Raw genomic sequence first — 26,139 nt, 5'->3', positions numbered from 1 at the left:
TCCATGATTTCCAAACTGATCAAGGCGCTTCGCACCGACCCCGCCGGTTTCCCGCGCCGTGCCGCCAGCGCAGTGGCCGAGCAGGCGCGCCTGCTGGCGTTTCGCCACGCACCGGGCGGCAAGGGCTATTGCGTGCATTACGGCGTGCATCGCAACGGCAATGCGGGCGATACGGCGCTGTTCACCGCCACGCGCCGCCTGTTCGACCGCCAGATGGGCCGTCAGGACTGGCGGATGCTGCCCGTTCGCGCGCCGGTCGAGGCGCGCGACATTTCGCGTATCAATGCAGAGGCCAAGGCCGTGCTGGTGGGCGGCGGCGGGCTGATCATTCCCGATTCCGTGCCGGGCAGCCGGTCGGGCTGGCAATGGAACCTTGCGATAGAGGATCTGCGCCGGCTGGAACGGCCACTGGTGCTGAGCGCGGTGGGATATAATAATTTCCATGGCCAGACGGGTTTCTCGCCCCAGTTCGAGGCGCATATTTACGAGACCATTGAACGCGCGGCTTTCGTCGGGTTGCGCAACAACGGGTCGATCCGCTCGCTGTCGGGGCATTTGCCGCCGCCGTTGGCGGAGAAGCTGCGTTGGCAGCCCTGCCCGACGACTGTTCTGTCACGCCTCTACCCCGAATATGACCGGCCTTGGCAGGCGGGGCGGCACCTTGCGATCAATCTGGCCTTCGACCGCGCGGACCGGCGCTTCGGGTCCGGGCCCGAGGCATCGGTAAAGGAAATCGCTGAGGCGGCGGCGCATATGGTGGCAAAGGGCTGGCGCGCGAGCTTTGCGGTGCACGATCCGCGCGACCGGTTCTATCTGCCGCTGCTGCGCCAGTTCGGCCTGACCTTCGACGTGGTCGACATCGCGCATGCCCCGATTTCGGCGATCTATGAATATTACTGCACCACCGACCTGACCATCGGGATGCGGGGGCATGGGCAGATGGTGCCGTTCGGCCTGCAGCGCCCGGTCTTCACCCTCGCCAGTCATCCGAAGATGACCTATTTCCTGGAAGACATCGGGCACGAGGAATGGGGCGTCGATATCCGCCAGCCCGGTTTCCGCGACCGGCTTATCGCAGGCATGGAAGCGATTGCGGACGATCCCGACGGCACGCGTGACCGTCTGACGGCGGCGCAGGACCGGCTATGGTCGGTGATGCAGGACAATGCGGAGAGCCTGCGACCCTATTTCTGATCGCCTGTGGCGGCCAGCCATTGCGACAGGTCAGTCTCGCCAGCGGCCAGCGCCACGGGATTGGCCTGCCAGCCCGCCAAGGCGCGATGCATGCGTTCCAGCCCGAACAGGCGCGGCACGAACAGGCTGTGGTCGAACGCGTCCAGATCGAGCAGAGCGGTCGAGACCGCCGCGATATAGCCGCGATAGCCATGGGCCGAGACATGATCGGCGATGCCGTGGGGCAGGGGGGCCGGTTCGATATGGGCGATAGGCTTCAGCATCGCCGTGACCGCAGAAATGTCCTCGCGCGGATGGGGCAGATAGGCCAGCGGCATCGGGCTGGCGGCTGCCATGGCGCCGAGACCCTGCGCAAGGCGCGAGCGTGAAACGATCCCGTCCTCGACCAGCGGCGATCCGATGAACAGAAGGCGGTCCTGCGGCGCGGCCAGCGTGGGGGAGGGCAGGATCAGGTCGCGCGTTTCGAAACGGTCGCGCACGATCATGCGGGTGCGATCCGCGCGGCGCGACATCGCGCCCTTGGCATAGAAGCCGCTCGCCGCCTGCACCGCACCGCGCGCCGCGTACCAGAGCGGGCTGGTCAGGTCGACGTAATGCGAGAGGCCGTCTTCCCATAATTCGATGGGCCCGCCGAACCAGTCCGCCAGCATTCGTTCCAGCGGTTCGCCTTCGAGGAAGATGATCAGCCGCTCGATCCCCAGCGGGGCGAGCCTTTCACGGACATCCGCGTAATAGCGGCGATTGGCCGCGAAGCGCGCGGGCCATTGCAGCGGGCTCTTCGCCGGACGCTGTTCGCGGCCCAGCGCGATTCCCTTGCCGGGAAACAGCGCCTCGACATCGGGCGCGACATGCGCGTCGCGATAGAGCACATGGGTCACGCCGGGATCGTTCGCCGCCAGCAGCCGCAGATGCAGCGTCGAGCGGGGGAGGGCGGCGATAATCGTCATGCGGCGCTTATCCCTGCGCGGGGACGATCCGGCCCGATGCGATCAGCATGTCCGCCAGTTCGCGAATCGCGCCGCGTCCGCCATCGGCCGACAGCACGATATCGGCAGCCGCGCGGGCGGCAGGATGCGCGTCGGCAGGGGTGATGGCGCAGCCTGCGGCCTCCAAGCAAGCGACGTCGTTGATGTCGTTGCCGATATAGATCGCATCGCTGGCCGCGATGCCGCGTTCGTCCAGCCACAGCCGCAGCAGCGGCAGCTTGTCGTCGATGCCATGCGCGCATTCCAGCTTCAGCTTGCGGCAGCGCGCGGCCACGACCTCGTTCTGCTCTTTCGACAGCACGGTCATCGCCAGCCCTGCCTTGCGCAGCAGTTCGATGCCCATGCCGTCGCCGCGCGAACAGGCGACGCTTTCCTCGCCCGCGCTGGACACGAAGACGCGGTCGTCGGTCAACACCCCGTCGAAATCCATCACCAGCGCCGCGATCCGCTCGGGCAGCATCCCCGCTGCCGGGCGCGAGCGGGCGAGGCGGGCCATCCGCTCCTCCGCGATGCGGAAGTCGGCGGGTTCGTCGATTTCCTGCCAGTGCTCCACCGGGATCGCGTGCATCACGGTCTTGCCGAAGAATCGGAATTTTGCCTCGCGGAAACCCGCCGCGCGCATTGCATAGACCGCGCCCGTCTCGACGAATTCGGGCTGGCGCTGTTGCCGCATCAGGCGAAAGCTCTTGTCGTGGTTGATGCCGTCGGCCCCGCCATCGCCCTGTTCGGACCACAGGAAGTAATGAAACGGCACGACGGCCAGCGCAGAGTCCGCCCCCTTGTCCTCCAGCGCCGCCAGCGTGCCGTCGATATCCTCGGGCGCGGTCAGCGGCGAAGTGCATTGCAGGAATGCGATCATGTCGGGGCGGTAGGCTTCCTCCTGCTCCAGCGTGTCCAGCACATGCAGCAGCGCATCTTCCGAACGAGAGACATCGCCCGCAAGATCATCGGGGCGCATCACCACCTCGGCGCCATAGTCCTTCGCCACCGCTGCGATTTCCGCATCGTCGGTCGACACGACCACCCGGCTGACGCGCGAGGCTGCCCTGGCCGCAAGGATATTATGCGCGATCAGCGGCTTGCCCGCCAGCGGCAGGACGTTCTTGCGCGGAATGCCTTTCGATCCGCCGCGCGCGGGAATGATCGCCAGTGTTTCCATGAATTCCCTTCAGCCCCGTTCCTGCAGCCGGTTTTCGCTGTCCAGTCTTTCAGGCCAGTCTGGTGGCCAGCGCCCTTTCGTACAGCACCGCGCGGTAGCAATCGAGGATCGCCCGGTTCATCCGCTCGCCGGTAAAGCGCGCGAGGAAATCGGCGCGGCCCGCGCTGCCCATTTCGGCCAGCTTTTGCCGGTCGAGCCCGCGAATGAATTGGGCGAGCGCCTGCGGATCCTCTGCCGGGAACAGCATGCCGGTGACGCCGTCGCGCACGACTTCGGGCAAGGCATCGACATTGGAGGCGAGCACCGGCTTGCCCTGCCGAAGCGCCTCGATCGCGGCAAGGCCGAAGCCTTCCCAGCGCGAGGGGACGAGTACCGCGTCGCAGGCCTCGACAAAGCTCCAGATCGCTTCGCGCTGCTGCCAGCCGTAATGGGTGATGTTGGGCAGGCGCTGCGATTCCTGTTCGTCATCCACGACGGTCGCGCCAATGACATGAAGATGCACGGGCAGGTCGGTCAGCATCGCCATCGCGCGTTCGGCGATGTCGAAACCCTTTTGCCGGTCCTTGCGCCCGATAAACAGCAGGTTGATCCGGTCGCGGGGCATCGGCACCGGCGCGGCGCACCCGGGAAACACACGTTCGGTCACGCCATTGTGCAGCACCGCCATGTTGTCGCGCGGAAGGCCGCGCTGAACCGCGCAATCATATTCGAATTGCGAGATGCATAGCACCCGGTCGGTCATCGTCGACATGTGCCGTTCGACCGCGGCGATCAATTCGCGGCGGCGGTTCGACCAGCGGATATTGAAGGCCCAGCCATGCGCGCAATAGACGACAGCAGGGCGCACGTCGGCGGGAAGCCGCGCGATAACGGGGCGCAGCATGCCGGCAAAGCTGGAATGAAGATGCACGATGTCGGGCCGGTCGTGCATGATCGCGGTCCGCGCATGGGCGGCAAAGCGCAGCAGGGCGCGCGGGCTGCGCTGTGCATCGTCGAACAGATGCAGCGAGGCTTCGGGCAGGTAGGGCAGCACGAAACGTTCCTGGGCCGGAATGACGGCAGACACGCGGCGCGGGCCCATGACTTCGCGCTGGAACGACAGCACTTCAGACAGATAGGCCCCCACCCCGCCCGGAAGTTTCTGGGCGATGTGAAGGACGCGGTAGTTTTCGGGGCCGGCGTCGCTCATGGCGTGGATGCCGCAAGGGTCTGCGCGTCAAGCCCATACGAATGGCGGCGCGGACGCCGGGGCTTGACGGCCGCTGGAACCAGCCGCTGCGCCACGCGATAGCCGCGCCGGTAGATCAATGCATTGACGAAGAGGAACAGCGGGAAGACCGGCGGGAACACGAATGCGCCGTCCATGGTGCAGGCGAAGAGATAGGTCATCACCCCCAGCACTGCCGACCGGCGCATCTGTGAAAGTCCGCCCCAGTGTGCCAGTCCGTAAATCGCGCCATAGGACAGGGCGGCTAATGCGATGACTAGGCCGATCAGGCCATAGCTTTGCAGCAGGCCAAAATAGACGATTTCCGGAATGGTGATCGAATCTTGCCCGAGAAAAGTCACTTCCAGTTTCTTGAGATAGTCGAGCCTTCCGCCCAGCCGGTCGTCGATGAGGTTCGCGCTGGTCCAGCCTAGCATGGGAAGGATCGCCAGAAAAACGCAGATCGCCGCGCCCAGCGAAACCCATACCGACATCCGGTTGACGCGGATCTGGCCCGAAATGACCATCAAGATGAAGGCCCCGGTCATCGCAAACCAGGTCGTGCGGCTGAGCGTACAGAGCAGGGCGATGACGAAGGCTGCCAGCCAGCCCTTGCGCTTTTCGATATGAAAGTAGAGCGGCATCAGCATCACCATGCACACGCCGAAAATATTGCCGTTGTTGAAGCTGGACACGAGTTTCATGACCGAGCCGCGCATGTTGTTCTTCTTGAGCACCGAAATGACCTCGGCCCCGTTTACGGTGACGTACGGGATCTCGATCACCTGCCCGATCGCCAGGAACAGCAGAAAATTGAACAGGCCCCATGCGACCGCGAAGCGGATGCATATTCGCAGAAGGCCCGCGATATGCCGCGCCTGCAATTGTTCGAGATGGGGGGCCATAAAGACCAGTATGGCGATGGGGAAGAAGCCGAACAGCACGGCATATTGCAGCCACCCGCTGGACGGCAGGCCGAACTGCTGCGCCTTGTAATAGGTAAAGATCGCCAGCGGCATCATCAGGCAGCAGGACTGAATGATCGGGGGCAGAGAGATGTCGCGCCTGCGGAGCGTCCCAATGGCCGCGAACACGGTAACGGCGGCAATCACGACATAGCCCCAGGTGATTGGAAATCCCTGAATTCGCGTGCCGCCCTTCGGCAGGGCGAGATTGAACAGCAGCAGCGCCACGAGGCCAAGCCAGACGAAACCGCCCGCCGCAAGCGCGGTCTGGCGCGTTGCCACCGGCCTCAGCTGCGTGCGGCGCCGGCGCGGCCGGGGCGCCGGTGCATCGCGATAGCCGGGGGCGGAGGTCGCCATCCGTGCCTCAGGCGCCCTGACGCTCGTGGCCGCCGTAGTTGTAATATTCGTTATAGCCGTAATCGCTATAACCGACGCGGCGGAAATCATATTTGGTCAGCACCGCGCCGATGACATGCGCATCCGCCGCGATCAGGCGGCGCAGCGCGGCCTTGGTCTGCCCCTGCGATCCGCCGCTCGCCTCGATCACATAAAGCGCGCCGTCGACGGCCGAGGCGAGCTGCGGCGCGTCTGCAAGGCCGAGCACCGGTGGGGCGTCGAGAATGATGAGGTCGAACTGCTGCGACAGCCGGTCGAAGATGCGGTGCAGCGTGTCATGATTGAGCAGCCGGGGCGGGCTGGGCGGGATCGGACCGCTGGGGATGACCGAAAGATTTTCGATATCCGTCGGATGGATCGCGCCGGGTACCAGTTCGCTGCTGGTCAGCAGCGACGAGAAGCCGAGCTTGTTGTCGATCCCGAAATTGTGATGGACCGACGGACGGCGAAGGTCGGCGTCGACCAGCACCGTGCGGCGGCCCGATTGCGCGAATTCACGCGCCAGCGCCTGCGAGGTGGTGGACTTGCCTTCCGCCGGACGGGTCGAGGTGACGAGCAGCGTATGCGGCACGCCGTCGCGGGTGGACAGTTCCAGCCCGGTGCGCAGGGCATAGATCGCTTCCGACATGGGCGAATGCGGATCGAGCATCTCGGTCTCCGCATCGTCGTTCTCGGGCTTTGGCGTGATACCCAGCAGCGGCAGGCCCAGCTTGCGTTCGACATCGTCGGGTGCGCGGATCGAATCGTCAAGCCGTTCGCGGGCAAAGGCCAGCGCCGCGGCAATCGCGAGGCCAAGCACCGCGCCAAGGAAGGCGTTTACCAGCGGCTTGGGCCAGATCGGCAGCGACGGGTTCTGCGCCCGGTCGATGATCAGGATATTGTTCGCGGTGATCCCGGCGGCGGCGTTCAGTTCGCGGAAGCGCTGCAGCAGCGCGTCATAGAGCGCGCGATTGGTATCCGCCTCGCGCTGCAGGATCGTCAGCTGCACGCCGCGGCTCTGTTCGCCCAAAGCGGCGCCTTGCAATTCGCGTACATTGGCCAGCAGTCCGTTTTCCTGCTGCACCGACAGGCGGTACTGGTCGCGGATCGAATTGCGCACCTGCTGTGCCTGCGCCCGAATCTGCTGGTCGAGAGCGCCCAGCTTGGCTTCCAGCTGGCGGACCGTCGGATAATCGTCGCTGTGGCGATCGCGTTCGCCCTCAAGCTCTGCCTCGACCTGCGCGCGCTGTCCCTGAAGCGACTGAATCGCCGAGTTCTGCAACACTTCCGGCAGGCTCATCAGCGCGGTGTTCTGCGCCTGCTGCCACCGTTGCTGCGCAAGAATGCGATCGGTCTGCGCGGTGGCGAAGGCGCTGTTGAGCGCGGCGAGATTCGATGCGGTCAGCGTCTGGCCCGCGCCCTGTCCCTCGCCGGTGCCGCTGTCGAGATTAGTGATGCCTGTGCGGCGCGCATATTCGATCAGGTCGCGCTCGCTCGCTTCCAGACGCAGCCGGGTCTGTTCCAGCTGCTGCTGCAGGAATTCGCGCGAATAGGCCGACATGTCGAAACGTCGCTGCAGCGTGCTGGCGATGAATTCCTCTGCGAACTTGTTGGCGACCTGTCCCGCGGTTCGCGGATCGGGGCTGTCGAAGCTGATGCCGACAAGCCGCGTGCCCGTCGCCGGCGTGATCGTCAGATTGCTTTGAAGGTTCGCGATCACTGCGCGCTGCCAGGCGGCCGAACCCGGCTCGCTGTCCGGTGGCGACAGTTCCATCGCGTCGAAGAACGCCGGATCCTGGTAATAGTTCATCGAGCGCGCGACACGGTCGGCCAGCGACCGGCTCTTGATGACCTCGACCTGGGTGGCGAGATAGGTTTCTGCGTCGGTTCCGGTGCCGGCGGTGCGCTCGGCTTCGGTGCCCAGAACTTCGGGGCCCTGCTGGTCGATCTGCAGCGTGGCGGTCGCCCGGTAGATCGAGGTCGAAAGCAGCGCAATCAGAAGGCCGATGATGATGCCCAGCGCGGTGATCCCGCCGATCATCCAGCGGTTGCGATAGATCGCCGCCCGGATCTCGCGAAGGTCCAGCTCGCTATGCGTCAGATGGGCAAGGCGCTCGTCCTTGGTGACATAGACGTCGTCTTCCGCGAAATCGCGGTCGCGCGCCTTGCTGGCAGCGCCATTGCCGTTCAGCGGCGTCTCGCGGTTCATGCGCGGGTCCCTTCCCCGATCAATTGTACAGCGGCCGGAATACGGCGACGATCGGCACGATCTGCCGGATATCGCGCCAGATGGCTTTGGCCTCGGACAGGCCTACGACGACGACATCGTTGCCCAGGATACGTGGATCGTCCATCGCACCGCTGCGGATTGCGTTCACGTCGAAGCGAGCGGCCATGCGCTGTCCATCGATCGTGCGGAAGATGACCACCTCGTCCATCTTGGCGATTTCGTTTTCGCCGTTCGCCATCGCTATGGCTTCGAGCAGCGTCGTGCTGTTCCGGATCTCGAACACGCCGGAGCTGTTGACCTGACCGGATACGACCACCTTGCGATCCGCCGAATCGACGACGGACACGGCGACCTGCGGCCGTTCGAGCAGCCTGCCGCGGAAGGAATTCTCGATCTCCGTGGCGAGCTCTTCGGTTGTCAGACCCTCGACCGTCATCGATCCGATACCGGGAACGCCGATCTGGCCGCTGCGGTCGACCTTCACGCTTTCGACCGACAGTTCGGGTTCGAAGAAGGTATTGATGCTGATCGTGTCGTCGGGCCCTATGCGATAGGGTGCCGCTGCCTCTGCCTGCGCGGCGCTGCCCATGACCGCATAGGCATTGGCATCGGCGGCCACGGATTCGACAGGCGGGTATCCCTTCGCACAACCCGCAAGGCAGACCGCGACTGCCGCAAGCGGCAACGTCTTTCGAAGCACGAAATTCCTCCAGTCGGCCCCTGGCCATTCGCTGACCGCAAGCGTGGCGGGCGCTCGCTCGTAAAGGCTGTATTTCATTGAAACATCGGGCATGCGCCGTCAAGCAAGCATGCCCTGCCGAATGCGCCCGCCAAACGGTCTGGCGCGCAGGCCGATCAGCTGAGCGCGATGTCGGGCGCATCCTCCTGCTTCATGCCGACGAGGTGATAGCCCGCGTCGACATGATGGACCTCTCCAGTGACGCCCGACGACAGGCCCGACAGCAGGTAGAGCGCCGACCCGCCGACATCGTCGATGGTGACATTGCGCCGCAGCGGCGAATTGAGCTCGTTCCACTTGAGGATATAGCGGAAATCCCCGATCCCGCTGGCCGCCAGCGTCTTGATCGGCCCGGCAGAGATCGCGTTGACGCGAATGTTTTCCGGACCCAGATCGTTCGCCAGATAGCGCACGCTGGTCTCCAGCGCGGCCTTGGCGACGCCCATGACGTTGTAATGCGGCACGACCTTTTCGGCGCCATAGTAGGACAGCGTCAGGACGGAACCCCCGTTTGGCATCATCGCCCGCGCGCGCCGCGTCACCGCGACGAGCGAATAGGCCGAGATGTTCATCGTCATCAGGAAATTGTCGAGACTGGTGTCGACATACAGGCCGCGCAGCTCGTTCTTGTCGGAAAAGCCGATCGCATGCACGACGAAATCGATGGTGTCCCAGCGCTGCTTGAGCGTCTCGAACGCCTCGTCCAGCTTGCCCATGTCGGACACGTCGCATTCGATCAGGAAATCGCTGCCAAGGCTTTCGGCCAGCGGGCGCACGCGCTTCTCCAGCGCCTCGCCCTGATAGCTGAAGGCTAGCTCGGCGCCTTGCGCCGCCAGCGCCCTGGAAATGCCCCAGGCCAGCGACTTGTCATTGGCAAGCCCCATGATCAGGCCGCGCTTGCCCTGCATCAGGGTGCCTTGGGGAAGGGTGTCTTGTGTGGTTTCGCTCATGCTTTTCGATCCGGGCGTTTCGTGCGCTCTATGCGGCTTGGCCTCGATGGGCGTCGGTGGTTGTCGGGTTACTCGGGCTTTGGTTCAGCATTGTCACGGCCGATCATGTCGCGTTCCTCCGGCGTTTCGGCAAGCGCGGCATTCAGTTCGGCCCCGACGACAAGCCCTAGCCCGACCAGCCAGAAAAAGAAAAGGGCGATCATCACACCCGCAAGGCTGCCATAGGTAAGATCGTAGGAGAACAGCAGTCTGAGCACTGGAGGAAGGGTGACCGTGACCAGCACCCACCAGCCCGTGACCAGCAGCGCGCCGGGCCATTTGGGATATTCCCGCGTCCGGTAGGCGCTGGGCGTCAGTGCATAGAAGAGCAGATAGAGCGAGCCCAGCAATCCCAGCGCCGGAATGAAACGCGACAGGGCGAGCCTGCCGACCCAGTCCTCGGCCTGCGGAAACCATGCCTCGATCACTTCCTGCGCCGCCGAGATGGCGAATTGCGCGGTCAGCGACGTCAAGAGTAGCAGCACCGCGCCGATGATGATGCCCGCCGACAGCAGGCGATATTTCAGGAAGCTGGCCGTGGGCCGCGTGCCATAGGCGCGGTGCAGGATGTCGCGGATCGTCTCGACAAGGCTGCCCACGGTCCACAGGCCGAACAGCGCACCGACCCACAGCAGCCATCCGGTCCGCGCGCTGACGACATCGCGCGCGACCGGTTCGATCACGTCCGCCACGACCCGCGGAACCGCCAGCAGGAAGGCATTGATCGCGGCGGTCCGTTCATCCGCTTCGCCCAAAAGCTGGAAGATCGCGGCACCGAGGATGAAGAAGGGAAACAACGACAAGATCGCCATATAGGCGAGATTGCCCGCATGGATGAAACCGTCCTGGTAAACACCCGTCCAGATACGCTTGGCGATGGCGAAAACCCGCGTGCCGGGGCCGATTTCGCGCTTCACCGCCTTGAACGTAAGCTTGCGCTGCTTTGCCGCCTGCCGCCGGGCTTCCGGGGTCAGGTTGGACCGCGAATCACCGACGGGCGGGTTGGGATCCTGCTCTTCGGAGATGGCGACGGGTCCTTCGGTCGGTGCGTTACTCGCTCAGCCTGCTGCGAATATTGCGCGTATCGCTCCAACCCTCGAGCCGCCGCGCCAGTTCCGGATCGTCTTCGGGCAGGTCGATGGTCAGCGTGACCAACTGGTCGCCGCGCGATCCGTCCTTGCGGGTAAATCCCTTGCCCTTGAGGCGAAGCACCTTGCCCGAATTGCTGCCGGGCGCGACGGTCAGCATGACCGCGCCAGTGGTGGTCGGCACCTTGACCTTGGCGCCCCGCACCGCCTCATCCAGACTGATCGGCAGATCGAGCCGCACATCGTCGCCGTCGCGGCGGAAGAAACGGTGCGCCTGCTCGACAATGGTGACGATGGCATCGCCATTGCCCGCGGGACCCGGCTCACCCTTGCCGGCAAGCCGCATTTGCGTGCCGTCCTCGGCCCCTGCCGGAAGTTTCAGGTCGATCGTCTTGCCATCGGCCAGCGTGATCCGCTGTTTTTCCAGATTGGCGATATCGGTCAGCGATACGGCCAGCCGGTAATTGACGTTCGCGCCCTTTACGGGCCGTCGCTGCTGACCGCCGCCGAAACCGCCGCCCATGCCCACAAAGGGATTGTCCTGCGCGCCCCCGCCCATTCCGCCGCCCATGCCGCCACGGCTGCGCCGCTGGCCGCCGCCGCCGAAGATGCCTTCGAACAGATCGGACAGGTCGACATCGTCCGTGCTCGCGCCGCCCATGCCGCCGAACGGATTGCCGCCCGCCTGCCGGTATTGCCCGCCGCCGCGCTGGCCATAGCCGAACGGCATCTTGGGGTTGCCGTCCATGTCGATCTCGCCCCGGTCGAACTTGGCGCGCTTGTCCTTGTCCGACAGCAGGTCATAGGCCTGCGTCACCTGGCTGAAACGATCCGCCGCGCCCGGATTGTCCTTGTTGGCATCCGGGTGCAGCTGTTTCGCCAGCTTGCGATAGGCCGATTTGATGTCCTGCTCGCTCGCGCCGCGCGCAATGCCAAGGATCGAATAAGGGTCCGCCATGAAGCGATAGCTAGGATGCGCAGCCGTTTGGTGCAATCCGGCTGATGCACATGTGCACCGCCTGTCCCGTTGCCGGGCAGAAATCCGCGTTGCCCTTTCGCGCGGCTTTGCGCTGGCGGCAGAGCTTTACTATGTTGGACCCGCGCCCAGGCTGTCGGCGCAAAGTCGATGAGGATTGCACGTGGAACCCGAACTGCTGGCCGAAGACGCGATCCCTGCGGGCGACCCGTTCGGCCTGTTTGACGAATGGCTTGAAGAAGCGAAGTCGAGCGAGATCAACGATCCCACCGCCATGGCGCTTGCAACCGTCAGCGCGGGCGGCGCGCCGTCGGTGCGCATGGTGCTTCTTAAAGGGCATGGGCCGGATCTGGGGCAGGGCGGCGGCTTTGTCTTCTATACCAATCGCGAAAGCCGCAAGGCGGACGAGATCGCGGCCAATCCGCAAGCGGCCTTGCTGTTCCACTGGAAGAGCCTGCGCCGCCAGATTCGCATAGAAGGCCAGCTTGAGCCTGTGTCCGACGCCGATGCGGACGCCTATTTCGCGACCCGCGCGCGCGATTCGCAGCTGGGCGCGCATGCCTCGGACCAGTCCGCGCCGATGGGCGACCGCCGCGAATTTCTCGACCGGTTCGAGGAAGTGCGCAAGCGTTACGAGGGCAAGCCTGTGCCGCGCCCTGCCTATTGGGGCGGCTATCGCCTTGTGCCGCAGGCGATGGAATTCTGGCACGACCGTCCGTTCCGCCTGCACGAACGCCGCCGCTTCACGCGCCGCGCAGGCAGCTGGGCCAGCACGCTGCTTTACCCGTAAGGCTGCGACAGAGCCGCCTTGTCCATGACCGCCGCCGCCACTCCCTCGCAGGCAGAGCGTTCGCGCCTGACCCGCAGCGCCGCGATCGCCAGCACGACGGTCGCCGTCCTGCTGCTGTCGATGAAGATCTATGCCGCGTGGCGGACGGGATCGGCGGCGATGCTGGGCAGCCTTGCCGATACGGCGCTCGACATCATCGCCAGCCTGTCGACATTGGTCGGCGTATGGGTCGCCTCTCAGCCCGCGGATCACGATCACCGTTTCGGCCACGGCAAGGCCGAGGCGCTGGCCGCGCTGGTGCAGGTGGTGTTGATATCGATCTCCGCCGTCGGCATCGCGGCGCGCGCGATCCAGCAATGGCTGGGCGGCGTCAGGCCGCAGGAGGCCGAAACCGGCATCGTGGTGTCGGCCATCGCGCTGCTGGCTACTTTCGCGCTGCTGGCGTGGCAGCGCCATGTCATCAAGCGCACCGGAAGCGTCGCGATCCGCACCGACCATGTGCATTACCAGTCCGATGTGCTGCTCAATCTTGCGGTCATCGCGGCGCTTGCGCTGGATGGCTGGATCGGGTTTTCGGGTGCCGACCCGCTGTTTGCGCTGGCGATCGCGGGATGGCTGGCGTGGAACGCATTTCAGGCCTCACGCGAGGCGGTCGACAATCTGATGGACAAGGAATGGCCGGTCGAAAAGCGCGAAAGACTGCTGGAACTGATCCGCGGCACGCCGGGGCTGGAAGGCGTGCACGATCTGCGCACCCGCACCAGCGGCGACCGCGACTTCGCCCAGTTTCATGTCTGGGTGGACGGAAACATGACTGTGCGCGACGCGCATGACGTGATGGATCGGATCGAGGCGCAGCTGGAAGACGAGTTTCCCGGCACCGAGTTCCTGATCCATCCCGATCCCGAAGGGATGCACGAAGAAGGCAATTACGCCTCGGTCGATTTGCTGGAAACCGGCCCCGATCCCGAACTGCTGCCCGAGCCTGAAGGGAGATCCTGATGCCCGCGATACCCTATTGGCATGTCGATGCCTTCACGACCGCCGCCTTTGGCGGAAATCAGGCCGCCGTGATGCTGTGGGAGGATGGCTTCCCGCCGGATGAAATCATGCAGAAGATCGGCGAGGAAAACAATTTCGCCGAAACAGCGTTCCTCGTTCCCTGTGACGCAGACGAGGCGGACTGGCACCTGCGCTGGTTCACGCCAGAATGCGAGATTCGTCTGTGCGGCCATGCGACTTTGGCGGCGGGGCATGTGCTGCTGGAACAGGGCGGCGGCGACCAGATCCGCTTTCTGACGCGGCAGGCGGGCGTATTGACGATGCGGCGCAGCGCGGCCGGCTACGAACTGGCCCTGCCAGCGATCCCGACCCAGCCGGGCGACTGGCCCGAGGCTGCCGCCGCCCTGGGCGCCGTGCCACAGGCCATCAATCGCTCGCCCGATCGCTACAATGTCTTCCTGTTTGAAGACGAAGCGGCCGTGCGCGGCCTGTCGCCCGATTTCGCCGCGCTTGCGGCCATGGGCGACCACCAGTTCATCTGCACCGCGCCGGGCACCGGCACCGATGTCGTCAGCCGGGTATTCGTACCGGGCGCGGGCGTGCCCGAGGACAGCGTGACCGGATCGGCCCATGCCGTGCTCACCCCGTTCTGGGCCGAGCGGCTGGGACGGCCCGACTTCACCGCGCATCAGGCTTCGCGGCGGGGCGGAACGCTGACGTGCCGACTGGACGGGGACACCGCGTGGCTGGGCGGCGAATGCGTCACCGTGGTCGAGGGCATGTTCCGCTATTGAGCGGGGAACAGTTCCGTCAAATTCAGCATCGCATCGTTCAACGCGTCCTGCCGGGCATTGCTGCCGTTGCCCAGACGCACGACGGTCAGGCCGCGCGAGGGCACGACCAGAACATATTGCCCGCGGTGCCCCAATGCCGCGACGGCGTCGGCCGGACCCCTGCCGCCGAACACCACCGGATTGCGATCATCCTCACGCTGATGGTTTCGCCATAGATGCGCGCCATAGGCGCCGTCGGCGGGATTGCGCCCGGCCATGAAGGCGATCCAGCCCCGCGGCACGATGCGGACGCCATCGTGCACGCCGCCGCGCCGAATCAACTCGCCAATCGCCGCCCAGTCGCGCGCGCTCGCGTGGAACATCGCGCCGCCGATCAGCGTGCCAGTCGCATCATATTCCGCCCGCATGGTGGACAGACCCAGAGGTTCGTAAAGCCGGCTTTCCAGCCACGCCTGCATGGCCTCTTGCCGTTCGGCAGGGCTGTTGCTGCCGGTTAGCGCGCGGGTCGCAATGTCGGACAGAATCTGCGTTTCCGCTGTCGAATAGGCGAACTGCCAACCGGCATCATGGTCGAGCGGCTGGGTCAGCGCGTAATGCGCCATGTCGTCGCGCCCGTCGCGATAGAGCATGCGCGCGGTGTCGCTGGCATAGGCGGGCTCCGCCATCTCGCTATGCCGCAGGCCCGACCGCATCTGCAGCAAGTGGCGCAGGGTAATGGCCCCGCGCGGATCGCCCGGCCTTTGCCAGCGTTCGACCGGTGCGGGCGCGTCCAGCGCCAGCGATCCGTCGGCCACCAGCATGCCCACGATCAGGCCGGTGACCGTCTTGGACAGTGACCAGCCAAGCTGCGGCGTATTGGGGCCGAAACCCTCACCATATCGTTCGGCTACCGGCTTTCCGTCATGCAGCACCAGCAGCGCGCGGGTTTCACCGATCCTTTCGGCATCGAACAGGCCGTCGATGGCATAGGCCAGTGCAGTCCGGTCCACGCCGGGATCGGCCGCGACGGCAGACAGCGATTCCTCCGATGGCGGTGCGACTTGGCCTTCGCCGCCCGATCCACAGGCGTATAGCGCAAGGGCGGCGAAAAGGGCGGTCGGCCACTTGTGGCGGAAGATCGGGCGAGGCATCAGGCAGCCTGATCCGCCCGCGCCCATCGAAAGGCAAGATTGCATTGAGCAGCCCTGTGGAAACGAAGCCGACCCTGAAACGCAGGCTGTGGCTGGCGGGCGCGCTGGGCGTGGTGGCGTGTTTTGTCACCGCCGCCTTCGTCTGGGGGCCGGGCATGGCCGAGCAGGCGCAGGCGGGCACCGATTTCGGCGCGCGGATCGCCTGTTCGTGCCATTATGTCGAGGGCCGCGACATCGACCAGTGCCGTGCCGATTTCGAGCCGGGGATGAGCATGGTGCGTCTGTCGCTGGACGAGGATGCGCAGACGGTCACTGCCGCCGTGCCCATGCTGGCCTCGACGCGCGCACGCTATCGCGAGGGCTGGGGCTGCGTGCTGGAGCCGTGGACCGGTCAGGTGGACGCGAAGGTTTCCTCGATCCAGCCGCCGCCGATCACGCGGTCGCCCGCATAGATCACTGCCGCCTGCCCGGGCGCGACCCCGAATTCGGGCTGGCCAAAGCGGACGCGCACTTCTGCTCCGTCGCCGAGCGGTCCCTCGATCGTAACCGGCACGGGTTTTGCCAGCGAGCGGACCTTGGCGGTCAGCCCTTCGGAGGGAACGGGGCCGATGCGATTGGTCTCGATCACGCGCATGGCCTGAACCGCCAGCAGGCGTTTCGGGCCGACGACCACGGCGTTGTTCGCGGCATCGATGCGGATGACGTAGAGCGGTTCGGGGTGGCCGCCGATATCTATGCCGCGGCGCTGGCCGACGGTGTAGTGCACAATCCCGCGATGGCGGCCAAGCACCTCGTCCGTTTCGGCGTGGACGATATCGCCCGCATCGCCCGCCTCGGGCCGCAGCTTCTTGACCAGCGAGGCGTAATCGCCGTCGGGGACGAAGCAAATGTCCTGGCTGTCGGGTTTGGCCGCGACGCCAAGGCCCAGCGTCTCCGCGATGCGCCGTACTTCCGCCTTGGGCAATCCGCCCAAGGGAAAACGCAGGTATTCGAGCTGGTCCTCGGTCGTGGCGTAGAGAAAATAGCTCTGGTCGCGGGCCGGATCGTGGGCGCGGTGCAGTTCGGGGCCCGCGCTGCCCATGACGCGGCGCACGTAGTGGCCGGTCGCAAGGCAATCCGCGCCAAGATCGCGCGCCATCCTGAACAGATCGGTGAACTTGGGCCCCATGTTGCAGCGAATGCAGGGGATCGGCGTGCGGCCCTGCAGATATTCGTCAGCAAAGCCATCGATCACGCTCTCGCGAAAGCTGCTTTCGTGGTCGAATACGTAATGCGCAATGCCCAGCCGGTCGGCCACGGCCCGCGCATCGCGGATATCGTCCCCGGCGCAGCAGGCGCCCTTACGCTTCACCGCCTCGCCATGATCGTAAAGCTGGAGAGTGACGCCGATCACCTCGGCACCGCTTTGCGCGGCGAGCGCGGCGACGACCGAGGAATCGACACCGCCGGACATGGCCACCACGATCCGGCGCTGCGCCAGCGGGGCGGGCAGATCGAACAAGGCGGCCGGATCGAGCGACTCGACGGCGGGATTCGTGACGGGGGCATTCATGATGCGCCGCCCATACACCGATTGCCCCTTGCGATAAACCGCCGAAAGGCCGGTTTTCGGCCCGCGCCGCCGCAAAGCCTTTGGCTGTTTACGATCTGTTGACCAATTGGGGCCATGCTGACAGCCATGTTCGCAAAATTCCCCAATCTGTCCGATACGGAAAAGACGGGATCGCGCCGGGCGGATGACCGGGCGAACGACGCGGCACAGGGCGGACAAGCGAACGAGCCTGCCGGATCGGACCCGGACAATATTGCGGGATACGATATCGCGGGACATGGATCGCGCGCGCTGGACTGGCATTCTCTTCGCGCGAAGCTTTGTGCCGAACGTGACTTGCGCGGATCGCTGCGGGGCGAGAACGAGGCCATGGCCAGCTGGATCCGCGCCGAAGGCAGTTTCGACCCACGCGCAGCCGAAGCGCTGTGCGGACACGGCCATGCTTCGGAAGAGGAAGGCCTCGCGATTTTCGAGATCCGCTGCGCGCATGACGAGAAAGCGATCACGCGTTTACCCGATCCTAAAACTTCGCGGCATATCACCGGGTCAGGATGCGGCGTGCCGACTGGTCAAACCGGTCCGGCATCCGGCTTGAATGTTGAGGACTAGATGATCGAGAACCAGGACATCAGGCCATCAATGGTGATCGGACCGCTTGGCGAGCCGCTCACGATTGATGACTTGCCCCCTCCCTCCACGAAAAGGTGGGTCGTGCGCCGCAAGGCGGAAGTGGTCGCGGCCGTGAACGGCGGTCTGCTTTCGATTGACGATGCGTGCGAGCGCTATGACCTCACGCTTGAGGAATTCGCGTCATGGCAGCGCGCCGTGGAACGTTCGGGCATGAAGGGTCTGCGCGTCACGCGTATCCAGCATTACCGCGACCTTTACGAACGGCAGATGAAATACTGAAGCACAATAAATAGAGCCTGACGTCGAATATTGGAGACGCACAGGAACATCCAACTCACGCAACCGTTCAACCTCCAGCAACAAAGAGGAGAACTGCCGTGGGTTGGATTATTGCGCTTATCGTCGGCGGCGTCGCCGGCTGGCTTGCAAGCATGCTTATGAATCGCGATGCCTCGATGGGCATTTTCTGGAATATCGTCGTAGGCTGTATCGGTTCGCTGATCGGAAACGCTCTGGCCGGTCCGCTGTTCGGCGTGCAGGGTTCGGTTCAGGAATTTTCCCTTACCGGACTGATCATTGCCTTTATCGGCGCGGTGGTCCTGCTTGCCATCGTGAACCTCGTCCAGCGTGGGCGAGTTCGCTAAACATCGGACGAACGTTGTATTCTGCTCTGCGAAACGCAATTGTTTCGCAGAGCAGCAAGTGATAACAGCCGAAATCATCGATGGGTTCCGTGGTGACTGCGGGCCCATCGTTCGGCGTAAGTGCTCCGGTTCATTCTAGGGCGCCCAAGCCTTAACCGCTGACCGCAGGGAACGGTCGGTGCGTTTTTAAAGTCGTCTGGGGACGGACGACAGCAGGCGACCAAAATGAATTACGACAGGTCCATCGAGACTGAAGGGGCGATTCCAGCGATGCACGACCGGATGGTGGATAGCGAGCTATCCGATTTCGGCACGGACGATGACGCACGCGCGCCCAACAAGCGCCGCATCGTCATCGCGATCATCGTTCTGGCCGTCATTGCCGCCATCGTCGGTTTCTTCATCTGGCGCAGTTCCGCCGCACCCGAACAGTCCGAGGTGCAGGTCCCCATCGTCAGCGTCGTCATGCCCGGCAACACCACCGTCGCCGGTGAGATCACCGCGACCGGAACGCTGGGCGCGCGCCGCCCGATGCCCATAGGTTCGGTTGGCGAGGGCGGCGAGGTCCAAGATGTGCGCGTCGATGCGGGCGATTGGGTTCGCGCCGGACAGGTGCTCGCCGTGATCGACCGCTCGGTACAGAGCCGCCAGGCCGAGGCGCAAGCCGCGCAGGTTCAGGTCGCGCGGGCGGATGCCGATCTGGCGCAGGCCAATCTCGACCGCGCGCTCAAGCTCGTCGATCGCGGTTTCATCTCCACAGCCGACGTCGATCGCCTGACGGCGACGCGCGATGCCGCCAATGCACGTGTTCGCGTGGCCGAGGCAACGCTGAACGAATTGCGTGCGCGCACCGCGCGGCTCAACATCGTCGCACCTGCCGGAGGGCTGGTGCTGGAACGCAATGTAGAGCGCGGACAGGTCGTCGGCGCGGGTGGCGGGCCCCTGTTCGTGCTGGCTCGCGGCGGTGAAATGGAACTGAACGCCCGTGTCGGCGAGAGTGACCTTGCGCGCCTGAGCGAGGGCGTGCCAGCCGAGGTGACCCCGGTAGGCAGTGAACAGACCTTTACCGGACAGGTCTGGCAGCTGGCCCCGACCATCGACGAGGCATCGCGCCAGGGCATCGCGCGCATCGCGCTACCCTATGACAGGGCGCTGCGTCCCGGCGGTTTTGCCACGGCAAGCATCCGTTCCGGCTCGGTCACCGCACCCATTCTGCCCGAATCCGCGATCATGTCCGATGCCGAGGGCAGCTATGTCTATGTCGTGGACGATGAGAACAGGGTGGCGCGCAAGTCGGTTCAGCTGGGCATGGTCACCGAAAAGGGCATCACCATCCGCGGCGGTCTGACCGGCAAGGAACGGATCGTTCTGCGCGCAGGCGGCTTCCTGAGCCCCGGCGACGTGGTCGAACCGACCGTCGAAGAAATCGCGGGCTGAGGCTCGGGGCATGGATCTTCGCAACATATCGGCATGGTCGATCCGCAACCCGGTCGTTCCGATCGTGCTTTTCGCAGGATTGATGCTGGCGGGCATCGTCAGCTTCATGCGCATGGAAGTGCAGGACCAGCCCGATATCGAGTTCCCGGTGGTCATCGTGCAAATCTCGCAGCCGGGCGCCGCCCCGACCGAGATCGAGAACCAGATCACCCAGCTTGTCGAAGCCGCGGTCCAGAACGTGGAAGGCGTGGTCAACATCAATTCCACCGCCAGCGAAGGCAATTCGCAGACGGTGGCGGAGTTCGAGATCGGCGCCGACGTCGCACAGGCGGTGAACGAGGTGACGGCCTCGATCGACCAGATCCGCGGCGAACTGCCCGACGGCATTCTCGAGCCGCGGGTATTCCGCGCGCAGACCTCGTCCGATCCCATCGGCTACTTCGCCGTGGCGGCCCCCGACATGACGATCGAGCAACTGAGTTGGTTCGTCGACGATACCGTCACCAAGCGCCTGCTTTCGATCCCCGGGCTCGCCGAAGTCGGCCGCGCCGGCGGCGTCGATCGCGAGATTCTGGTCGTGCTCGATCCAGCACGCATGCAGTCGCTGGGCGTTACCGCCAGCCAGGTGAATGCGCAGCTGCGCCAGCTCAACGTCGACGCCGCGGGCGGCCAGGCCGAGGTGGCCGGTTCGCGCCAGTCGGTCCGCGTGCTCGGCAATGCCGAGACGGCTTACGAACTTTCGCAACTGCAAGTGCCGCTGGGCGGCGGGCGCACGGTCAGGCTGGCCGATTTCGCGACCGTGACTGACAGCTACAGCGAGGTTACCTCGCTCGCCAAGGTGGCCGGACGCCAGGTCGTCACCTTCTCCGTCGCCCGTGCGCGCGGTGCATCGGACGTTACCGTATTCGACGCCGCCACGGAGCAGCTCGACCAGATTGCCGAAGAAAACCCCGGCGTCACCTTCGAGACGCTTTTCACATCGGTGCCCTATACCAAGGCGCAGTACAAAAGCTCGATCGACGCCATGGTCGAGGGGGCGGTGCTGGCCGTGCTCGTCGTCTTCCTGTTCCTGAGGGACTGGCGTGCGACCATCATCGCGGCGCTGGCGATCCCTCTGTCGGCAATTCCCACCTTCTATTTCATGGACCTGCTGGGCTTCACGCTCAACTCGCTGTCATTGCTCGCGCTGGGGCTGGTCGCGGGCGTGCTGGTCGACGACGCCATCGTGGAGATCGAGAACATCGTGCGCCACATGCGCATGGGCAAAAGCGCATACCAGGCATCGATCGATGCCGCGGACGAAATCGGACTGGCCGTCGTTGCCACGACCTTCTCGATCGTCGCGGTGTTCCTGCCCGTCGGCCTGATGGGCGGTGTGCCGGGACAGTTCTTCAAGAATTTTGGCCTGACCGTCGTGGTGTCGGTGCTGATGAGCCTTGCCGTCGCGCGAATGATCACGCCGATGGTCGCGGCCTATTTCCTCAAGGCCAAAGGCCACGCCAGCCATGGCGAAGGCCGCCTGATGGACCGCTACATGGGCGTCCTGCGCTGGTCGCTCGACAATTCGCGGGCCGTGGCCGTGCGCCGCACGCTGACGCGTGAGCCGCTGCATTTCACGTCGGCCCTGTTCGAGATCGTGTTCACGCTGCTGGTGCTGGCGGCACTGGTCGGCGGTCTCGTCGTCGGCTTCCAGTTCATCTATGCGAAGCTCGACCTGACCGTGATCCTGCCCACCAATCCCAGCAATCTGTTGCAGCCGCTGGTTGGACTGGCCAAGCTGCTGATCGAGGCGATCTTCTTCCTTGCCGTGATGGTCGTCCCAGCTGCGTTCGCCTTCGTCACGATCAAGCTGCTGGGACTGCTGTTCAGGATGATGGGCGGCCATGTCGCGCGCTATCACGCCTATTACACCGGCCGCTGGTCCGCCCGGCTGCGTGATCATCGGACCTGGATGGTCGGCATCGGGCTGGGATCGCTGATCTGGTCGGTCATGCTGATCATGTCCGTACCGATGCAGTTCTTCCCGAACTTCGATTCTGACTTCAGCCGCATCCGGCTGGAAATGGTGCCCGGCACCACGCTTGAACAGACCGACGCGGTGATGGACCGCGTCGCCGGCATCGTGAACGAACGGCCAGAGGTTCGCAGCGCGCTGGTGCGCGTGAACGAGGGCAATGCCCGCATGTTCATCAACCTTCGCGAGGACCGCGAGAAGACGCAGCAGGATTTCGAGCGCGAGCTGACTCCGCTGCTGCAGGATATTCCCGACGCGCGCGTGAGCTTCCAAGACAATCAGGGCGGCGGCGGAACGGGTCGTGCGATTTCGGTCATGCTGTCCGGCTCCGATCCCGAATTGCTGGAATCCACCGCGCGCGAACTGGCCGACCAGATGCGGACCATCCCCGGCACGGTCGCGCCGCGGGTCGAGGCCGATTTGCAGCGTCCTGAGCTGATCATCCGGCCCCGCAGCGATCTGGCCGCCAGCCTGGGCGTCACGACCTCGGCGCTGAGCCAGACGATCCGCATCGCGACCATGGGCGACATCGACCAGAACGCGGCGCGTTTCTCGCTGTCGGACCGGCAGATCCCTATCCGGGTCCGCCTGTCGCAGGACGCGCGGCGCGACCTGGACGTGATCCGCAACCTGCCAGTGCAGACCGCGTCGGGCGGATCGGTGCCTCTGGAACGCGTGGCGGAGATCGGCTTCGGCTCGGGCCCCACGACGATCCAGCGCTATAACCAGCAGCGCCGCGTGTTCGTTGGAGCCGACCTGGCCCCAGGCGTTGCCAAGGGCACGGTGGACGAGGCGATCCAGAAGCTGCCGATCATGCAGAACCTGCCCACGGGCATTTCGAACGAGGCGTTTGGCGTCGATCAGTTCCAGGAAGAGATGCTGAGCTCGTTCACCGTCGCGCTTGCGTCCGGGATCCTGCTGGTATTTGCGGTGCTGGTGCTCCTTTACCATCGCTTCGTGTCGCCGCTGGTCAACATGGGTTCGCTGTTTCTGGCTCCGCTGGGCGGCGTGATCCTGCTGATCCTGACCGGCTACGAACTGTCCATGCCGGTCTTCATCGGCATATTGATGCTGTTCGGAATCGTCGCGAAGAACTCGATCCTGCTGATCGACTTCGCGATCGAGGAGATGGCCGCGGGCGCCGGGCGCATGCAGGCCATCATCGAGGCGGGCCACAAGCGCGCCCAGCCTATCGTCATGACGACGGTGGCGATGACCATGGGCATGATCCCGACGGCGATCTCGCTGACGGGCGATTCCGCATGGCGCGCGCCGATGGGCATCATTGTGATCGGCGGGCTGATCCTGTCGACGCTGCTGACCCTGCTGATCGTGCCTGCAGGCTTCAGTCTGGCCGACGGGTTCGAGAAGCGGATCGGCCCGCTGATGCGCAAGCGCCTGTTGACCTACGATCCCTCGCACCGTGCTGAGGACGGATCCGAGCCGGGTCGCGTGCCGGCCGAATAGGCGGCACGCAGGGTCTATTGGCGGATACGCAATCCATAGCGCCCATTGAGGATCAGGCCGATCGCGGCCGAACCATGCGCAGGGTCGCCACCGGTCTTCTCGTCCTGATGGCGATCGTGTTCGTCATTGCGCGCAGTTTCGAAGAGCGCGGCACCGGGCTCGATTTCGTCACTGCCTTTGCCGAAGCGGCGATGGTCGGTGCGCTGGCGGACTGGTTCGCCGTGACGGCCCTGTTCCGGCACCCGCTGGGTATTCCGATCCCGCATACCGCGATCATTCCGACGAACAAGGACCGCATCGCCGATTCGATGGCTCGGTTCCTGCGGTCCAATTTCCTGACGCCCGCCGTGGTGGCGCGCCGGATGAGGGCGATGAACATCGCGCGGGCCGCTGGCGATTATCTGGCGGCCCCGGTGCGTGGTCCCGCAACAGGCGTAAGGGCAGGGGCAGCCGAGTTGCTGGCGAATGCGCTCGAATCGCTCGACCCCGACCGGTTGGGGGACCAGGTGCGGCATGGACTGGCGGCGCAACTGGGCAAGCTGGAGGTGTCTCCCCTGCTGGGCCAGATGCTGGCGGCGGCCATTGCGGACAAGCGCCACCTGCCTTTGCTGGAGGCTATCGTGCGCTGGGCAGGCAAGACCCTGGAGGCGAACGAGAGCCTTGTCCGGACTATGATCCATGACCGCGCCAATGCCCTGCTTCGTTTTACCGGACTGGATGAAAGGCTGGCCAATTCTGTGCTGGACGGGCTTTACCGCCTGCTTGCCGAAATGCTGGTCGATCCCGACCATCCCCTGCGCAAGAAGGTGGAAGAGGGGCTTGATAAGCTGGCGCACGATCTGGTGCACGATCCCGAGATGCGTGCAAAGGTCGAAGGTATGAAGCATGAAATGCTGGCTAACCCCGCAGTGGCGGGATGGTGGCAGGGTGTTTGGGAGCGTCTGCGCGAGGGTCTGATCGAGGCGGCGCGCAATCCGGACAGCCAGCTGGGAAGCCAGTTCACCGGCGCCTTGCGCGAGCTGGGGCAGGCGCTGAGCAGCGACCCGCGCCTGCAGTTGCAGGTCAACCGTTTCGCTCGCCGAAGCGCGGTAGGGATCGCCAATCGTTATGGCGACCAGATCGTCCGGCTGGTATCGGAAACCGTCAAGCGGTGGGATGCGACGACGATCACCGACCGGGTCGAGAGTGCTGTCGGACGCGACCTGCAATTCATCCGGATCAACGGCACACTGGTTGGCGGTCTGGTCGGGCTGACGATCCACGCGGTGGATGTCTGGGTGTTCTAGGGGATCCGGTATCTGACTGTCTGTTGAGCCCATGAGGCGATGGGCTGCCCATCAGCGCCGCGCGCCGGCTCGAAAATATAGGGCTGCGAGAGAAACGGTTTGCAAGGGACGTCTGCGAACTCTTTTGCCTCGGTGCCACTGAGGACGGCGCAGTCGGAAACGGACCCCTGCTGGTCGACGATCAATCGTAGCGAGATCTGTGCAATCCGTCGTGCACGCAGGGCGGCAAAGCGCCCAGCGCCGCTAGCAGGACGAATTTCACCGGGCCAGTGGTCCGGATAACTTTCACAGAAGCGCTTCAGGATTGGGGGGCGGCCGCATCGCTTGCGACCGCCCCTCACCTCACAGCTTTTCTGTCAGTTCCGGCACGGCCTTGTAGAGATCCGCAACGAGCCCGATGTCTGCGACTTGGAAGATGGGTGCGTCCTCGTCCTTGTTGATGGCGATGATGGTTTTCGAATCCTTCATGCCCGCAAGGTGCTGGATGGCGCCGCTGATGCCGATGGCGATATAGACTTCCGGTGCTACGATCTTGCCGGTCTGGCCGACCTGGTAGTCGTTGGGGACATAGCCCGCGTCCACCGCGGCGCGGCTTGCGCCCACGCCCGCGCCGAGCTTGTCGGCGAGCGGCATGATGATGCTCTCGAAGGTCTCGCCGTCCTTCAATGCGCGGCCGCCCGAGACGATGATCTTGGCGCTGGTCAGTTCGGGCCGCTCGCTCTCGGCGAGCTCTGCGGACACGAAGCTGGACTTGCCGGTGTCGCCGGTGCTGGCCACAGCTTCGATCTCGGCAGAGCCACCCTCGGCTTCGGCCTTGTCGAAGGCGGTGCCGCGTACGGTGATGACGAGCTTGGCATCGGTGCTCTCGACCGTCGCGATGGCGTTGCCCGCATAGATCGGGCGGGTGAATGTCTTCTCGCCCTCGACCGACAGGATGTCGCTGATCTGCATCACGTCGAGCAGAGCCGCCACGCGCGGCGCGATGTTCTTGCCGGTGGTGGTGGCGGGGAACAGCACCGCGTCATGCCCATGCTCACCTGCGTCCATCAATGAGACGATCAGCGGCGCGACATTCTCGGCCAGCTGGTGCTCATAGGCCGCGTCGTCCGCGACATGGACCTTGCCCACGCCCGCGATCTTCGCGGCGGCGTCGGCGACCGCGCTACAGCCCGCGCCCGCGACCAGCAGGTGCACCTCGCCCAGCTTCGATGCGGCGGTTACGGTTGCCAGCGTCGCATCGCCCAGATGCGCATTGTCGTGATCGACATAAACAAGCGTCTTCATCTCAGGCGACTCCCATTGCTTTGAGTTTGGCGACCAGCTCATCGACATCGGCGACCTTCACGCCCGCCTGCCGCACCGGCGGTTCGGATACGTTCAGCGTCTTCAGACGCGGCGCGATGTCGACGCCGTAATCGGCCGGCGTCTTGGTCTCGAGCGGCTTCTTCTTCGCCTTCATGATGTTGGGCAGGCTCGCATAGCGCG

The 26,139-nt window shown here is 64.7% G+C and carries 23 protein-coding genes and 1 pseudogene; 11 read left to right on the top strand and 13 right to left on the bottom strand.

What is annotated here, in order from left to right:
- Positions 1-3: 3 nt before the first annotated feature.
- The gene (locus tag AC4FIJ_RS12765) at positions 4-1,194 is read left to right on the top strand and encodes a polysaccharide pyruvyl transferase family protein (protein ID WP_490337094.1); all 1,191 of its coding nucleotides are present in this window, start codon (positions 4-6) and stop codon (positions 1,192-1,194) included.
- Here the strand turns inward: AC4FIJ_RS12765 and AC4FIJ_RS12760 are convergent.
- The 9 genes from AC4FIJ_RS12760 to AC4FIJ_RS12720 form a co-directional block, all read right to left on the bottom strand.
- Positions 1,185-2,141 carry a hypothetical protein gene (locus AC4FIJ_RS12760; protein ID WP_490337093.1) on the bottom strand — a complete coding sequence of 319 codons (957 nt, stop codon included), beginning with the start codon at positions 2,139-2,141 and terminating at the stop codon, positions 1,185-1,187. The two genes, AC4FIJ_RS12765 and AC4FIJ_RS12760, sit on opposite strands and share 10 nt — an antisense overlap.
- A gap of 7 nt (positions 2,142-2,148) precedes the next feature.
- A complete protein-coding gene (locus AC4FIJ_RS12755; protein ID WP_490337092.1) occupies positions 2,149-3,339 on the bottom strand; it encodes a cytidylyltransferase domain-containing protein in 1,191 nt (396 codons plus the stop codon).
- A gap of 49 nt (positions 3,340-3,388) precedes the next feature.
- Positions 3,389-4,528 (bottom strand): glycosyltransferase, encoded by a 1,140-nt coding sequence (locus AC4FIJ_RS12750; RefSeq protein WP_490337091.1) that lies wholly within the window; start codon positions 4,526-4,528, stop codon positions 3,389-3,391.
- Complete coding sequence (locus AC4FIJ_RS12745; RefSeq protein ID WP_490337090.1) at positions 4,525-5,868, bottom strand: hypothetical protein; 1,344 nt, start codon at positions 5,866-5,868, stop codon at positions 4,525-4,527. The genes AC4FIJ_RS12750 and AC4FIJ_RS12745 overlap by 4 nt, the downstream gene beginning before the upstream one ends.
- Before the next feature lie 7 nt (positions 5,869-5,875).
- Positions 5,876-8,095 (bottom strand): GumC family protein, encoded by a 2,220-nt coding sequence (locus AC4FIJ_RS12740; RefSeq protein ID WP_490337089.1) that lies wholly within the window; start codon positions 8,093-8,095, stop codon positions 5,876-5,878.
- A 19-nt stretch (positions 8,096-8,114) separates the two neighbouring features.
- Positions 8,115-8,909, bottom strand: a complete 795-nt coding sequence (locus AC4FIJ_RS12735) for a polysaccharide biosynthesis/export family protein (RefSeq protein ID WP_490337088.1) — start codon at positions 8,907-8,909, stop codon at positions 8,115-8,117.
- A gap of 62 nt (positions 8,910-8,971) precedes the next feature.
- Positions 8,972-9,805 (bottom strand): enoyl-ACP reductase FabI, encoded by an 834-nt coding sequence (gene fabI, locus AC4FIJ_RS12730; RefSeq protein ID WP_490337087.1) that lies wholly within the window; start codon positions 9,803-9,805, stop codon positions 8,972-8,974.
- A gap of 68 nt (positions 9,806-9,873) precedes the next feature.
- Entirely contained in the window at positions 9,874-10,761 is an 888-nt protein-coding gene (locus AC4FIJ_RS12725) for a YihY/virulence factor BrkB family protein (protein ID WP_490337086.1), read from the bottom strand.
- A gap of 133 nt (positions 10,762-10,894) precedes the next feature.
- Positions 10,895-11,890 (bottom strand): DnaJ C-terminal domain-containing protein, encoded by a 996-nt coding sequence (locus AC4FIJ_RS12720; protein WP_490337085.1) that lies wholly within the window; start codon positions 11,888-11,890, stop codon positions 10,895-10,897.
- 181 nt (positions 11,891-12,071) lie between these two features.
- Between AC4FIJ_RS12720 and pdxH the strand changes: the two genes are divergently transcribed.
- From pdxH to AC4FIJ_RS12705, 3 genes are read left to right on the top strand one after another with little or no spacing between them, the layout of a single operon-like run.
- The gene (gene pdxH, locus AC4FIJ_RS12715; RefSeq protein ID WP_490337084.1) at positions 12,072-12,698 is read left to right on the top strand and encodes a pyridoxamine 5'-phosphate oxidase; all 627 of its coding nucleotides are present in this window, start codon (positions 12,072-12,074) and stop codon (positions 12,696-12,698) included.
- 24 nt (positions 12,699-12,722) lie between these two features.
- Positions 12,723-13,700, top strand: coding sequence for a cation diffusion facilitator family transporter (locus AC4FIJ_RS12710; RefSeq protein ID WP_490337116.1), 978 nt, complete (start codon positions 12,723-12,725; stop codon positions 13,698-13,700).
- Entirely contained in the window at positions 13,700-14,494 is a 795-nt protein-coding gene (locus AC4FIJ_RS12705; protein ID WP_490337083.1) for a PhzF family phenazine biosynthesis protein, read from the top strand. The genes AC4FIJ_RS12710 and AC4FIJ_RS12705 overlap by 1 nt, the downstream gene beginning before the upstream one ends.
- On the opposite strand, the gene AC4FIJ_RS12700 is transcribed toward AC4FIJ_RS12705, so the two are convergent.
- Complete coding sequence (locus AC4FIJ_RS12700; RefSeq protein ID WP_490337082.1) at positions 14,488-15,624, bottom strand: serine hydrolase domain-containing protein; 1,137 nt, start codon at positions 15,622-15,624, stop codon at positions 14,488-14,490. The two genes, AC4FIJ_RS12705 and AC4FIJ_RS12700, sit on opposite strands and share 7 nt — an antisense overlap.
- 44 nt (positions 15,625-15,668) lie before the next feature.
- Between AC4FIJ_RS12700 and AC4FIJ_RS12695 the strand changes: the two genes are divergently transcribed.
- Positions 15,669-16,076: a hypothetical protein gene (locus AC4FIJ_RS12695; protein ID WP_490337081.1), complete on the top strand. Its 408-nt coding sequence runs from the start codon at positions 15,669-15,671 to the stop codon at positions 16,074-16,076.
- On the opposite strand, the gene mnmA is transcribed toward AC4FIJ_RS12695, so the two are convergent.
- Entirely contained in the window at positions 16,016-17,176 is a 1,161-nt protein-coding gene (mnmA, locus tag AC4FIJ_RS12690; RefSeq protein WP_490337080.1) for a tRNA 2-thiouridine(34) synthase MnmA, read from the bottom strand. The genes AC4FIJ_RS12695 and mnmA overlap by 61 nt on opposite strands.
- 126 nt (positions 17,177-17,302) lie before the next feature.
- On the opposite strand from mnmA, the gene AC4FIJ_RS12685 reads away from it, so the two are divergent.
- The 6 genes from AC4FIJ_RS12685 (at position 17,303) to AC4FIJ_RS12660 (ending at position 24,654) form a co-directional block, all read left to right on the top strand.
- The gene (locus tag AC4FIJ_RS12685) at positions 17,303-17,785 is read left to right on the top strand and encodes a hypothetical protein (RefSeq protein WP_490337079.1); all 483 of its coding nucleotides are present in this window, start codon (positions 17,303-17,305) and stop codon (positions 17,783-17,785) included.
- Positions 17,786-18,085 carry a CtrA inhibitor SciP gene (sciP, locus tag AC4FIJ_RS12680; RefSeq protein WP_230279639.1) on the top strand — a complete coding sequence of 100 codons (300 nt, stop codon included), beginning with the start codon at positions 17,786-17,788 and terminating at the stop codon, positions 18,083-18,085. It begins immediately after the preceding gene.
- Between the two features lie 98 nt (positions 18,086-18,183).
- Positions 18,184-18,450 carry a GlsB/YeaQ/YmgE family stress response membrane protein gene (locus tag AC4FIJ_RS12675; RefSeq protein ID WP_490337078.1) on the top strand — a complete coding sequence of 89 codons (267 nt, stop codon included), beginning with the start codon at positions 18,184-18,186 and terminating at the stop codon, positions 18,448-18,450.
- A 225-nt stretch (positions 18,451-18,675) separates the two neighbouring features.
- The gene (locus tag AC4FIJ_RS12670) at positions 18,676-19,887 is read left to right on the top strand and encodes an efflux RND transporter periplasmic adaptor subunit (RefSeq protein WP_490337077.1); all 1,212 of its coding nucleotides are present in this window, start codon (positions 18,676-18,678) and stop codon (positions 19,885-19,887) included.
- A 10-nt stretch (positions 19,888-19,897) separates the two neighbouring features.
- Positions 19,898-23,368, top strand: coding sequence for an efflux RND transporter permease subunit (locus tag AC4FIJ_RS12665; protein WP_490337076.1), 3,471 nt, complete (start codon positions 19,898-19,900; stop codon positions 23,366-23,368).
- A gap of 74 nt (positions 23,369-23,442) precedes the next feature.
- Positions 23,443-24,654 (top strand): DUF445 domain-containing protein, encoded by a 1,212-nt coding sequence (locus AC4FIJ_RS12660; protein ID WP_490337075.1) that lies wholly within the window; start codon positions 23,443-23,445, stop codon positions 24,652-24,654.
- A gap of 342 nt (positions 24,655-24,996) precedes the next feature.
- On the opposite strand, the gene AC4FIJ_RS12655 is transcribed toward AC4FIJ_RS12660, so the two are convergent.
- Together AC4FIJ_RS12655 and AC4FIJ_RS12650 are read right to left on the bottom strand one after the other, a co-directional pair.
- Positions 24,997-25,938 (bottom strand): electron transfer flavoprotein subunit alpha/FixB family protein, encoded by a 942-nt coding sequence (locus AC4FIJ_RS12655; RefSeq protein ID WP_490337074.1) that lies wholly within the window; start codon positions 25,936-25,938, stop codon positions 24,997-24,999.
- Position 25,939: 1 nt separating this feature from the next.
- Positions 25,940-26,139, bottom strand: a pseudogene (locus AC4FIJ_RS12650) (electron transfer flavoprotein subunit beta/FixA family protein); the annotation flags it as partial.

Source organism: Croceicoccus sp., from assembly GCF_983967925.1.
This window is presented reverse-complemented; position numbering and strand designations above follow the sequence as displayed.